Here is a 12,474-nt window from a genome sequence, read left to right on the forward strand (position 1 = left end):
TGCCTTCGATCAGGCGATCAACGGGCCAATCGCGGGTTCGGCGAGCAGCTTCTGCACTTCTTCGACCAGACCTGCCACCGGCACAGCGCTCTGCGAACGGGCCAGAAGGTTCTTGATCACCACCTCGGGGTATTCAGCACCAAAGACGATCGCAAAGCGGGCTTTGCGATCTTCGGCGGCCTGAAACTGCTTGCCGACTTTTTGCGCGCCAAAGCTGTAGTCGATGCGGATGCCTGCGGCACGCAGGGCCTGCACGGCGGCGAGCGCGTGCGGACGCTGGGCCTCATCCACCACGACGACGTAGGCATCGATGCTGCTCGCAGCAAGCAAGGCGCTGGTGAGCTTCATTTGCGCTCTGGCTGTTTTCTCGAGAAGCAGTTTGAGCACCACGTCGCCCATCGCAAAACCTGCGGCGGGCATGTCCACCTTGCCATCGCTCATCAGGGAGCAGAGCTTGTCATAGCGTCCGCCGCCGGCCACGGCACGGAGACCGTGCTTGCGGTCAAACACTTCAAACACGGTGCCCGTGTAATAGGCCAGGCCGCGCACGATGGTGGCATCAATGCGGACGTGCTGCCAGATGCCGCGTGCGTTGAGGTTTTCGCGCAGTGCCGCGAAGGCCGGGTGATTCTCATCTGCGGAGGCCATGAACGCGCGCACATCCGCCAGCGTGAGGCCGATGCCATTGAGTTTCTTCTCCGTCTCTTCGGACCGGGCACGCTCGATCTTGTCGATGATCTGCAGGAAAGTGGCAGTGTGTTCGGCGGTGATGTTGAACTGGGCCAGGAAGCCGTTCCAGATTTCGCGGTTGCTCAGGCGGATCTCGAAGTCCTCAGAACTCACGCCAAACTCGCGCATCACGTCAATCGCCATCGCGATCAGCTCTGCATCGGTTGCAGGGGAGGCATCGCCAAGGATGTCTGCATTGAACTGCACAAACTCGCGCGTGCGCCCTGCCTGCGGCGCCTCATATCGGAAGCAGGAGCCGATTTGAAACCACTTGATGGGCTTCTTGAACTCACGCTGACGTGCGGTGGCCATGCGGGCCAGGGAAGGGGTCACTTCCGGGCGCAGGGAGACATCATCCTTCCCCTGGGTGGTGAAACAAAAAAGCTGGCTGGTGATCTCGTCACCGCTCTTCTTGCGAAACAGGTCAGTGTTCTCAAGCACCGGTCCTTCATACTCCATGAAGCCATAGCGGCGTGCGACGGAGCGCCAGGTGTCGAAAATGTAATTACGCACGGCGCATTCTTCAGGGAAGAAGTCACGAAAGCCTTTGACTGTTTGGATCGGTTCCATAGAGGGGCGGGATTCATCTTCATGCCACTCAGGTACGCAACCGGAAATGCGGCGGGTGACGTAACCTCCTGATTGCATGCTCTCCGACCTGTTTGTGCGCGATTTCCGCTGCTTCGCCGAGGCGAGGCTGGAATTGCATCCCGATGTGACGCTGCTGGTGGGCAGGAATGCCCAGGGGAAAACATCCCTCATCGAAGCCGCGTGCGTGCTGCTGCGCCTGCAATCACCCCGAACATCCAACCGTGCCGAGATGGTGCGCTTTGGTGCTGCCACCTGCCTGGTGGAAGCGCACTGGCGTGGCAAACGGCTGCGTTATGCACAGTCAGCCACGACTCGGCGCCTAGCAGTCGATGGCGCCACCTGCGGCAGATCTGCGGATTATCTGGCCGCCTCGGGTGTGGTGGTGTGGATGGATCACCGCGACATGAATCTGCTGCGTGGTGGTGCGGAGCATCGGCGCAGGTTTCTCGACTTCGCTGCGAGCCAGATGTTTCCCGATTATCTGCACGCGCTGCGTGGTTATGAGCGCGCACTGCGTGGGCGCAATCATGTGTTGAAGCGGGATGCCAGCATCGCGTGGAAGCAGGCGGACGCCTTTGCACGCGTCATGGACGGCTTTGCCCAAACACTCTGGCAGCGGCGTGCAGAACTGTGCGCCGCCCTGGGCCCGGAGGTGTCACTAGCGCATGCGAAGCTGAGTGATGGCGTGGAGAATGTGTGCATCACCTATCAGCGCACGAGTGATGCGGCACTGGGCTTGTTTGAGGCGCTGCTGACGATGCGGGATGAAGAAGCTCGCAGCCGTTCGACCGCATTCGGGCCGCACCGTGATGACATTGGAATGCGTTTGAATGATCTGGACGCGACCACCTTTGCCTCGGAAGGCCAGCAACGGTCGTTTGCGCTGGCGATGAAACTCGCCCAGGCGCAGGTGCTGGAGCACGCCTGCGGTTCGCCCCCCCTGATGCTGATGGATGACGTTTTCGGTGAACTGGATGCCCACCGCCGCCGGGCCCTGCTGTCCTGTTTGCCACCGGGAACGCAGAAGATCATCACGACCACGAATCTGGACTGGGTGGACGCCGACCACCTGGCGGGACGGGTTTTTGGAGTCGAACAGGCCAAATTCAGCCGAATCCGGGGATGAAAAGGGTGGCGTTTGGCCGGAAATGGCCTGAATTTACCAATCCTAAGCTTCTCAGAAACATCCCTTGACGCATTTTCAGGCAGTTTTAGCTTTAAGGTGGGTTAGATTGCCTTGCGCGCGTGGCTTTTCGTGATTCTCAAAACAGTTGGAATTCTCCGTCGCGCATCTGGATTCTGACGCCTGCTCGCTTCAACACTTTTCCCATTTATTCTCAATGTTCGGCAAACTTTTCGGCTTCGTCGCCCAAGACATCGGCATCGATCTCGGCACGGCAAACACTCTCGTCTATGTAAAAGATCACGGCATCGTCCTCAGAGAACCCTCCGTTGTGGCGGTTAAAACCGGCACCAACGAAGTCGTCGCTGTGGGTGACGATGCCAAGCGCATGCTCGGACGAACTCCGGGCGGCATCACGGCCATCCGCCCGTTGAAGGACGGCGTGATCGCCGACTTTCGTGTGACTGAGGCCATGCTGCGCCATTTCATCAAGAAGGTGCAGGGCGGGGGCCGCAAGATGCGCGGACCGCGCGTGGTCATCGCCGTGCCCTCCGGCATCACGGAAGTTGAGAAGCGTGCGGTGAAAGAAAGCGCGGAGCAGGCTGGCGCGCGTGAAGTTTACCTGATCGAAGAACCGATGGCTGCGGCCATCGGTGTGGGTCTGCCAGTGCAGGAAGCTGCGGGCAACATGATCGTTGATATCGGCGGCGGCACCACCGAGGTGGCGATCATTTCGCTCTCCGGCATCGTTTACAGCCGCAGCGTGCGCGTGGCCGGCGATGAACTCGACGAAGCGATCATCAATTACATGAAGCGTGCCTACAATCTCATGATTGGCGAGCGCACTGCGGAAGAAATCAAGCTGCGCATCGGCTCCGCCTTCCCGCTGGGCAAGGAGACGACCATGGAAGTCAAAGGACGCGACATGGTGGCCGGCCTGCCAAAGACCATCACCATCACGAGCCAGGAAGTCCGCGAAGCCATGCTGGAGCCGCTCAATGCGATCATCGACGCCGTGCGCACCACTTTGGAACGCTGCCCGCCGGAACTCTCCGCCGACTTGGTGGACCGCGGCATCATGCTTGCCGGTGGCGGCGCACTGCTGCGCGGCCTCGACAAATTGCTTCAGGAAGAAACAGCGCTCCCGGTGCATGTGGCGGAAGATCCGCTCAGCGCCGTCGGCGAAGGCACCGGACGGGTGCTCAGTGAGCTTGAGTTCCTGCGCAAAGTGAGCACGACCGAAGTCTGATGACCATTTCGCGCTGCCCTGTGTTCGCTTGAAAGCATCCGCCGAAAAGCACCGCACCCAGCCCGGAGGAAAGGCCAATCATGAAAAAGCTCAACATCCTCGCGCTTCTGATCTTCGTGGCAGGGCTGGTGGCCGTGTTCACCTTTGACACTGCGACCACCCGGCAGATCCAGTCTCGTGTCATGAGTCTGCTGTCTCCTTTCATCCACAGCAGTGCGGCGATGGAGCAGGCGGCGGAGTCTGCCGTGGCTCCGCAGATCAATCCGGTGGAAATGAAACGGGAAAACGATGAGCAGCGCGTCCAGCTGGAGCGGCTGCGCATCATTCAGCAGAAGTACAATCAGATCATCGAGGAGAACGCCAAGCTGCGTCAGCTCATTGAGTTCAAGCAGTCGGCCCCTTTTAAGATGACGGCTGCCAAGGTGATCCGCCGCAGCTCCAGCACCTGGTGGAACAGCCTGATCATCGACAAAGGTTCACTCGATGGCATCGGCACGGACAGTCCGGTGATCACATCCGTCGGACTTGTGGGGAAGACTTCCACGCTGGCCCCGCACATGGCCAAGGTGATTTTGCTCACAGATGAGATGTGCCGTGTATCGGCCAAAATCGAAGGAACGCTGGAGCAGGGCATCCTGGGTGGCGAACGTGCCGCGCTGGAAGTGCGCCCAGAGCTGCACCTGCGTTTCCTCCATCGCAACTCGAACATCAACGCCGGTGCAGGGGTTTACTCCTCCGGTGAGGGCGGCGTGTTTCCTGCGGATCTGTTGCTGGGCCGTGTGAAGCGTTTTGAAAACCGTGAAATTTCCGGAGAGGCCGTCATCGAACCCGCCGTTGATTTCTCCACCTTGGATTATGTCTTTGTGATTGAAATGCAGGTTGCCGAGCCAACGCCGGAACCTGCAGCGACACCGGCACGCGCCAAGCCCTGAGCCGCCATGTTGTTCCACCCGATCTCCATCATTCTGCTCCTGCTCACCTTCATGGTGCAGGAGTTCATTCCCGGGCTGGAGATCGCCCAGTTTGCCACGCTGTTTCTGCCGGCGGTATTCTTCTTCAGTGCTTCCGTGGCCGCACCGTTTTCGATGATGCTGCTGCTCGCGTTCATCACCGGGTTTGTCTGGGATGCCCGCCATCTGCCGGGAGTCTTGGAGAGCCTGTCAGGTGCGGAGGATGTGTTTGGCACCGGTGCAGACGTTGAACTGGGCGCTGGCAGTCATCCTCTGCCATTTGGCCTCTCCATCGTCCTGTTTGGGATGCTCGGCACCCTCCTGCAGGGCATCCGTCCGTTGTTCAAACGGGGCCGCCTTGAGCTCCCGGTGCTGATGGTCGGCCTGGCGGTCTTTGTGTGGCTGCTGGCGCAGTTTCTCATCATCACTTTCCTGCGGGGTTCCCTGCAGTTTCCGGCAGGCGTATGGACGAAGATGATCACCGATTCCCTGCTTGCCATGCTCGCGGCACCGCTCATCTTTTTGCTGCTTTATTCGCTCGCCCGCCTGTCGAGTTATGAAATCAAATACGAAGGCCTGAGGTACCGTTTCGATGGTCGTTAAATATCGCTTCCGCCTCTATCTGTTCTCGCTCGCCATGATGTGCGGGTTTGGACTGCTTGTGTTCAGGCTTTGGTCCCTGCAGATGGACCGCCGGGAGGAGTTTGCCAAGATGATTCCCGGGGCGAAAAAGGAACGTGCGCGCATTCCCGGTCCGCGTGGTGAGATCAAGGACCGCAACGGCGTCGTGCTTGCCACCAACAAGGCCAGCTTCGAGGTTCGCATCAATCTCGCGGAAGTCGTCACCGAGTACAAGCGCCTTGCCAAGATCAAGAAGACAGCCGTGCCGGAGATCACCTTTGAGATCTCTGAAAGGGGCATCAAGCGGATGAAGCCCGAACTCGATATTTACAAGATTTTCGAGGAGACAATCACCGCCCGCATGATCGAGATGGGGGTCCACAAGGACTACTCGGTGGAATCCCTGCGCGTGCACTACCGCAGCTTTGGCGGTGCGGTGCCGTGGGTGTATCGGGATGATCTGACCTTCGCTGAATTCAGCCGCATCGCCGAGCACAATCTGGGACTGCCGGGGGTCACCGTCGCCGAGCGTGCCTCGCGCGTGTATCCGCTGAAATCAGTCGCCTGCCACATCCTCGGCTACGTGCGTCTGCCGGATGACCAGCGCGCCTCGGCCGAAGACCGCAAGGGCTGGGACTATTACGTGCCGGATGACTTCGGCGGTGCTGGCGTGGAGAAAAGCTTCGACAACTACTTGCGTGGCAAGCCCGGTGTGCGCGTGATGCAGCGCGACCAGCGTGGCCGGCCCGTGGGTGAAGTGGATGAAGAATACGAAGAGCCTCGCAAGGGCAACGATGTTTATCTGACGCTTGATGCCCGCATGCAGATCATTGCCGACAAGGCTCTGCGCGACGCCAAGATCGGCCGTGGTGCCGTGGCCGTGATCGATCCAAACTCCGGCGAGGTGCTGGCGATGGTTTCCGTTCCCTCATTCGATCCCAATCAGTTCATCCCCAGCATCCAGCAGTCCGACTGGGATGCCCTGCTGGAAAACAAAACCGTGCCGCTGCTCAACCGCGCGGTGAAAGGCCATGTGCCGGGCTCGACCTTCAAAATTCCGATCTCGTTTGCCGGCTGTCTTGCAGGCATCAACCTGAACCACTTCAACTGCAGCGGCAGCGTCACCTATGGCACCAAGGCCATGCAGTGCTGGATTCAGCGCCAGAACGGCGGCTCACATGGCACGCTCGGCCTCAGTGATGCCATCAAATATTCCTGCAACTGCTTCTTCTACCGCTATGGCAATGCGGCGGGAATCGGCAACATCACCAAGGTGGGCAAAATTCTCGGCTTGGGAACCAAGACCGGCATTGAACTCGAAGACGAAAGCCCCGGCATTCTTCCCAACCCGGACTGGCTTCGCGCGAACCATCCTGCTGAGCGCTGGAGTGACGGCTTCACCGCCAACACCTCCATCGGGCAGGGCTTTGTGCTCGCCTCTCCTCTGCAAATGGCATCAGTCAGCGCCACGGTCGCCAATGGCGGCAAGGCCTGGAGTCCGCATCTGCTGAAGCGGGTGATGGATCATGACCAGGCAGTGCTGGAAAATCCACCCAGTCTCCGCGGCGATCTTTCGGCCAGCGTGAAACCCGAGGAGATCGAAGTCATTCGCAGAGGCATGTGGAAGGTCGTTAATGACCCCTCAGGCACGGGCAAAGGAGCCCGCATTACCGGAGTGGAGGTCGCTGGCAAGACTGGCACCGCCCAGAACTGGCGCCTCGACGAGAAGCGCGTGAAGCATGACGACAATCACACCTGGTTCATCTGTTTCGCTCCCTACAAGGACCCCAAATTCGCCGTGGCCGTGCTCGTGCAAAACGGCAAATCCGGCGGTGGCTGTGCAGCGCCTGTGGCTCGCCGTGTGCTTGAGCAATGTCTGGCTTTGGACAATCCGAAATACATCGTGGATGTCACCCCGATGGAGCCTGCGGAAGGTCATTTCAATCATATAGCATCCGTCCAATATGCTGACGCTGCGGTGCCAGAGGGCCTCGGCGCGGATGAGGATTTAGACGTGGGCACGGGTGTGTCCGCGCCAGAACCGGCTGATGCTGACGCGCCGCGTGGAAATGCGAGGCCCAACATCAAACCGAAGGCTGATTCAGCGGGATCAGCCGGAGCCAGCTCCGGACAGAATGTGCCAAAGGCCGTGCCAGTGCGCAGGGTCGGTATTTTCAACCGGGGAGGTTCCCAGGAAACCAAACCATCCGATTCCGCTCCCAGCGGCGGCGGATTTTTTCGCAAGCTCTTCCGCTGAAGAACTGCATCACATTTTCAGGGAGACTTTATATTATGGCATTGACCTTCGTTCAAAGAATCAAAGAACTGCTTACAGGCAAACGCGACATCAAAAGCGGTGTGCGCCTCGTCATCAACTGCGAGAAACTGGAGAACCGCGTGGCCTTGCTCGACAAAGGCGTCGTCGAAGAATACAACATCGAGCGTGTCGGCACCCAGAGCCTCATTGGCAGCGTCTTCAAAGGGCGCATCCGCAACATCGAGCAGGGCCTCAAGGCCATGTTCATTGACATCGGGTTCGACAAAAACGCCTTCCTGCATTTCTGGGACGCCATTCCTGCCGCGCTGGATGCCGGTCTGGAGGAGATCAATCGTGGCGGCAGCAAAAAGAAAAAGCGCATTGAGGCCAAGGACATCCCTACTTTGTACCCGATCGGTTCGGAGATCATGGTGCAGGTCACCAAAGGTCCCGTGGGCAACAAAGGCCCGCGCGTTACCACCAACATTTCCCTCGCTGGGCGTCTGCTTGTCCTGATGCCGCTGAACGACACCTGCGGTATCTCGCGCAAGATCGAAGACCCGAAGGAGCGCTCCCGTCTGCGCAAGATCATCGAGAAAATCAGCCTGCCTGAAGGCATGGGCATCATTCTGCGCACCGAAGCCTCGGGCAAACGTGCGCGTCATATCGTGCGCGATCTGAACATCCTCCTCGACGAGTGGGACCAGATCGTTGCCAAGCGCGACGGCCAAAACGCGCCCGTCTGCTGCTTTCAGGAGCCTGATCTCGTCGAGCGTACCGTGCGTGATTTTCTCACCGAGGACATCGATGAAGTCGCCTGCGATGACGCGGCCACCGTCGAGCGCATGCAGCGCATGGCGGCCCACATCTCCGGCCGGGCGAAGCGCCGTATCAATCACTACCAGGGCCAGAGCGCCATCTTTGAGCACTACGGCATTCAAAAGCAGATCGACAACGCCTTCTACCGCCAGGTTTGGATGCCCTGCGGTGGCTACATCGTGATCGATCAAACGGAAGCTCTCGTCTCCATTGACGTCAACACGGGCCGCAACAAAGGACACAAGGACGTCGACAAGCTCCTGCTTGAAACCAACCTCGAAGCCGCCGCCGAAGTCGCGCGCCAGCTCCGCCTGCGTAACATGGGCGGCCTCATCGTGGTGGACTTCATCGACATGAAACACCGCCGCGATCAGCAGGCTGTGTACAAGCTGATGCTGGACCATCTCAAGCGTGACAAGGCCAAGACCCAGGTCCTGCCCATCTCGCAGTTTGGCCTCATGGAGATGACCCGCCAGCGCCTCAATGAGAGCCTCGGCACCACGCTCTATGAACCCTGCCCGTATTGCAAAGGCCACGGCCAGGTCAAGACGCCGCTCACCATGAGCGTCGAACTGCAGCGCCGTCTTGTCTCGGTGCTGGGTCGTGCCAAGGAGGACCAAAAGAGCCTCATCGTCATCGTGCATCCCGAGGTGATGACCCGCCTTAAGACTGAAGATGGTGAACTGCTGGTCGATCTCGAACGCAAGTATCAGGCGCGTCTCACCTTCCGCAGCGATCCTGCACTCCACCGCGAGCAGATCACTCTGACGAATGCGACCACCGGCGAAGAAGTTCGCCCCTGATCTCAGCGGGCAGATCCGCTGACGCTCAACTCATCCAGGTCGAAACTCTCCTGCGCTCCAGCAGCGCCGGGGACGATCACGACCTTCCCGATGTGTTGAATCGTGTCCGTCCACGAGAAGCTGTTGGCCGCACGTTTCCAGCCTGCGGCCAGTGCTTCGGCATCGTCCCAGTCGTAGCGCAAGGCGGCTGACGCCTGGCTCCACTCAGGTGAAAACGTGGTCTGCGTCTCGAACTGCCACTGCGCGATATCAGTGGCAAACAGCTCGATCATCACATGCCCTCCCGCCTTTGCTGAACGCACCTGGCAGGTGATCTCGGCTCCTTTGCCGCCGATGATCTGAGTCCAGTCACCCGCCAGGGGTGATGCTTTGGCCGTCACCGGAGAAAGCGCAATGGGCAGCGCCCTGCCGCTGCGCGAAACATGAATGTAACCGCCTTTCACGCCTCCTGAGGCATGATGTTCGAGTTGATCGACGCCCTTCCAGCCCTGGGCACTGGCATCGAAGGAAATCGTCTGTGTCGCTGTAGGATGGATCACACGCGTGGCAGCCTTCAATGGGTTCTCCGATCGCGGCAGTTCCTCATTCAACAAATCGCCGACGCTGATGGCATAGAGGACTGCATGGTCGAGTTCGATCTTGAAGCGTGCAGTCGGGGCCTGCAATGCACCCTTGTTCCATTTCAGCGCCGCATCGGTCACGGCCATTGACACAGGTTCAGCCGTGTCCAAGACTTTACCCTGTTCATCCATGGCGACGACACGCAGGCTGCCCCCAGCGGCCACATCAGCTGTGATGCGTACCGGCTCCGAAGTCAGTCGCAGCGTGCGGGTCAGCACATGGGAGGGCTTGCTGTCTTCGGTGGGAGTGTAGCCTGCGAATCCATCCGGCCGCAGCGTCGCCAGACAAGGCAGGCAATGACGCTTCCAGCCGGTGTGGGGAAAGTCGTCTCCGCCGTAGAAGATCATGAGCTTGCCGTCTTTCAAAATGGGTGGTCCGGCCATCGCGTAGATGCATTCGCTGTCGTAGCTGCCCTTCGCTCCGCGTGGGATGAACGGCGTCCCCGGGGCCACGCGCTGCCATTGCTGGCCGTCGTGACTCCACGCCAGCTCGCAATCGACCGAGCGGCCGCTGCCGACGTGGTACATCATCAAAAAGCTCAGATAGATGCTGCCGTAACGGAACACTGGCATGCAGTAGGTCTGGCTGGCGCGGCCTTCTGCAAGGCTGGAGCGAAGGACGAGGCCGTTGTTTTTCCACGTGAGGAAGTCATCACTCTCGAAGCGCGAGACGAGTCTTTCTCCGAGATAGAGTTTGGTGAACCACAGGTATTTGCCGCTGCGGTCATCCCAGAACGCATTGTTGTGGGTGTCGCCGTTCTGTGCGCCGAAGCCGTGGGCGGCGAGGGTCTCGCCCCAATGAATGCCGTCGGCTGAGAAACGCACCTGCGGTTTGCCGAGTCCGACATCACTCACCATTTTGTAGCGTCGTGTGGGATCAGCATCGTGAAGGTCTTTGAAGACGCCGACATTGGGGCAGTCGCGGGCCACGATGTTGTTGGCGCTGCTGCCGGCGAACTTGTGCAGGCCCAGTTCAGGCTTGTCCCAGTGAGCGCCATCTTTGGAGGTGGCATAAAGCAGATACCAGCCGACATCGTGCACCGTGCTGGGCTGATCCATCTGCGCGATCACTTCCTTGTCGGCAAGGACGCACTTGTACCAGAGTTTGAAGATCTGCTCATCCTCGTCCCAGATCACGTTGGGATAGAGGTTGTTCATTGAATTCTCCCACGGTTTGTCCGCCTGAAACAGCGGATTGGCCGGATGCTTTTGTGGAGTGCCGAGGACAAGTCTGGCATTCACCGCCGCCTCAACCAGGCGTGAGTCCAGCAGCAGATGCTTCTGCGCTTGGGGCGCACTCATCGGAACGTCCAGCGCCTCATATCGTTCCCAGTCAGCGTCGTCAAAATGCCACCACTCGCTCTCGAACACCGTGAAGCCGTGCTTCGTCATCACTTGCTGCAGTTTTTCGCGGTTCTTGAAAATTTCGGGCGGCACCAGTTTGAAATGAGCTCCGGCTTTCTCGGAAAAGTCATCATGAGCTGTCGGCATCGGCAGTTCCACGCCATGGGCATCCACAAGCGTTGCATCCACGGCGGCGCCCCGGTTGTGACGACCGCCCTTGGCGGGATCGGCGACGAAGCGCGGATCGGGCAGCGTCTTCCACATCGCGCGTTGGACAGCGAGCGGACGGTAGGCATCCCAGATCTTCAGACTCAGACCCTGAGATTTTAATTCAGCCTGTACTTTGGCCAGCTTGGCTGCCGTGGCGGGGCGCAGCAAGGCGCGCGCATGCTTGGGATAGAACGCTGTTTTGAAATAATTGTCCGCCGTGGTGTAGCGCAGATCGATCATCAAGCCATCCGCCTTGATGCCAATGTCGACCAAGGTTTGCGCTGCAAGGCCGGAGGCCGCGAGTAAGAAAGCGAACAGGGTTTTCATGGCAGAAGAGCGACGGAAACCTTGCGTCCGTCGTCTTCTTAACGCTGCGACACCTTGCCGCCTTCGAGCAGTTTTTCGAGATTGGGGTCGGCGCGGACGCCCTTTTTGATCGCCTCGCCGTATTCAGCGCGTGCCTTGTCCCACTGCGGGGGATCCCAGGTGATGTAGAGCACGGCCAGATTGAAATGAGCCTCGCCGTAGGCAGGATCAATGGCCAGAGCCGTCTTGAATTCACGTTCCGCACGTTCGATCAGATTGAGCTTGGTGGCGATGATGCCGAGGTAATGCCGGCCGCTGGCGTTGTCGGGGCGTTTGGCGAGGCTCTTCTCGAAGTAGGTCATCGCGTCCTTCCAGCGCTCTTGTTTGAAATAGGTGACGCCGAGGGCGAATGAGGCGGGTTCGTTGGTCGGATCGTAGGCCAGTGCTTTCTGCAGGGACACTTCAGCATCGGCATGTTTGTTTTCACGCTGGCGCGTGATGCCCAGGCCGATGAGGGCGGTGACGTTTTTGGGTTCGGCCCGCAGCGCGTCTTGGTATTGCTTGGCAGCGCTTTCGAAATCCTTGTCCATGTAGCTTTCGTTGGCCTGGCTGATGAGCTTTTCGACGGAGGTCGGCGCCGGAGGAGTCACCTTTTTATCGCTGTCCGGCGATGCGTTGGCGATGAGGGTGGCCTGCACTCCCTTGGGCCCCAGCAGTTCCCGCACGACGGGATCGGAGAAAAGTTTTTCCTCCTCCGGGGTCAGAATCATGCGGGCGTTCTTCATTTCCTCGACCTGCTTGACGAGTTCGTTGGAGGCGCTCTCCATTTTCTGCAGTTCAGCGATCATGAGA

The 12,474-nt window shown here is 59.3% G+C and carries 9 protein-coding genes; 6 read left to right on the forward strand and 3 right to left on the reverse strand.

What is annotated here, in order from left to right; translation table 11 throughout:
- Positions 1 to 9: 9 nt before the first annotated feature.
- Complete coding sequence (gene hisS, locus WAW39_RS26950) at positions 10 to 1,299, reverse strand: histidine--tRNA ligase (RefSeq protein WP_422322272.1); 1,290 nt, start codon at positions 1,297 to 1,299, stop codon at positions 10 to 12.
- Positions 1,300 to 1,375: 76 nt separating this feature from the next.
- Between hisS and recF the strand changes: the two genes are divergently transcribed.
- The 6 genes from recF to WAW39_RS26980 all read left to right on the forward strand — a co-directional run bounded on the left by recF (position 1,376) and on the right by WAW39_RS26980 (position 9,142).
- Positions 1,376 to 2,446, forward strand: a complete 1,071-nt coding sequence (gene recF, locus WAW39_RS26955; RefSeq protein WP_422322274.1) for a DNA replication/repair protein RecF — start codon at positions 1,376 to 1,378, stop codon at positions 2,444 to 2,446.
- Positions 2,447 to 2,660: 214 nt separating this feature from the next.
- On the forward strand, positions 2,661 to 3,692 hold the full coding sequence (locus WAW39_RS26960) for a rod shape-determining protein (protein ID WP_377169129.1): 1,032 nt from the start codon (positions 2,661 to 2,663) through the stop codon (positions 3,690 to 3,692).
- 80 nt (positions 3,693 to 3,772) lie between these two features.
- Complete coding sequence (gene mreC / locus WAW39_RS26965; protein WP_397382761.1) at positions 3,773 to 4,624, forward strand: rod shape-determining protein MreC; 852 nt, start codon at positions 3,773 to 3,775, stop codon at positions 4,622 to 4,624.
- 6 nt (positions 4,625 to 4,630) lie between these two features.
- Positions 4,631 to 5,245: a hypothetical protein gene (locus tag WAW39_RS26970; RefSeq protein ID WP_422322277.1), complete on the forward strand. Its 615-nt coding sequence runs from the start codon at positions 4,631 to 4,633 to the stop codon at positions 5,243 to 5,245.
- Positions 5,235 to 7,520, forward strand: a complete 2,286-nt coding sequence (gene mrdA, locus WAW39_RS26975) for a penicillin-binding protein 2 (protein WP_422322279.1) — start codon at positions 5,235 to 5,237, stop codon at positions 7,518 to 7,520. Before WAW39_RS26970 ends, mrdA begins: the two co-directional genes overlap by 11 nt.
- Before the next feature lie 35 nt (positions 7,521 to 7,555).
- On the forward strand, positions 7,556 to 9,142 hold the full coding sequence (locus tag WAW39_RS26980) for an Rne/Rng family ribonuclease (RefSeq protein ID WP_422322281.1): 1,587 nt from the start codon (positions 7,556 to 7,558) through the stop codon (positions 9,140 to 9,142).
- Between the two features lie 2 nt (positions 9,143 to 9,144).
- Here the strand turns inward: WAW39_RS26980 and WAW39_RS26985 are convergent, their stop codons facing one another.
- Both WAW39_RS26985 and WAW39_RS26990 read right to left on the reverse strand, forming a co-directional pair.
- A complete protein-coding gene (locus WAW39_RS26985; RefSeq protein WP_422322283.1) occupies positions 9,145 to 11,643 on the reverse strand; it encodes a M15 family metallopeptidase in 2,499 nt (832 codons plus the stop codon).
- Between the two features lie 38 nt (positions 11,644 to 11,681).
- A partial coding sequence (locus WAW39_RS26990) for a tetratricopeptide repeat protein (RefSeq protein WP_422322285.1) occupies positions 11,682 to 12,474 on the reverse strand: 793 nt, incomplete at its 5' end.

The organism is Prosthecobacter sp., assembly GCF_049294395.1.
Taxonomy (GTDB): domain Bacteria; phylum Verrucomicrobiota; class Verrucomicrobiia; order Verrucomicrobiales; family Verrucomicrobiaceae; genus Prosthecobacter.

What these genes read in the sequence shown, in the direction of transcription:
- WAW39_RS26985 (WP_422322283.1), bottom strand. Translation starts at nt 11,643, where the DNA reads ATGAAAACCCTGTTCGCTTTCTTACTCGCGGCCTCCGGCCTTGCAGCG.
- WAW39_RS26980 (WP_422322281.1), top strand. Translation starts at nt 7,556, where the DNA reads ATGGCATTGACCTTCGTTCAAAGAATCAAAGAACTGCTTACAGGCAAA.
- mreC (WP_397382761.1), top strand. Translation starts at nt 3,773, where the DNA reads ATGAAAAAGCTCAACATCCTCGCGCTTCTGATCTTCGTGGCAGGGCTG.
- WAW39_RS26970 (WP_422322277.1), top strand. Translation starts at nt 4,631, where the DNA reads ATGTTGTTCCACCCGATCTCCATCATTCTGCTCCTGCTCACCTTCATG.
- recF (WP_422322274.1), top strand. Translation starts at nt 1,376, where the DNA reads ATGCTCTCCGACCTGTTTGTGCGCGATTTCCGCTGCTTCGCCGAGGCG.
- mrdA (WP_422322279.1), top strand. Translation starts at nt 5,235, where the DNA reads ATGGTCGTTAAATATCGCTTCCGCCTCTATCTGTTCTCGCTCGCCATG.
- WAW39_RS26960 (WP_377169129.1), top strand. Translation starts at nt 2,661, where the DNA reads ATGTTCGGCAAACTTTTCGGCTTCGTCGCCCAAGACATCGGCATCGAT.
- hisS (WP_422322272.1), bottom strand. Translation starts at nt 1,299, where the DNA reads ATGGAACCGATCCAAACAGTCAAAGGCTTTCGTGACTTCTTCCCTGAA.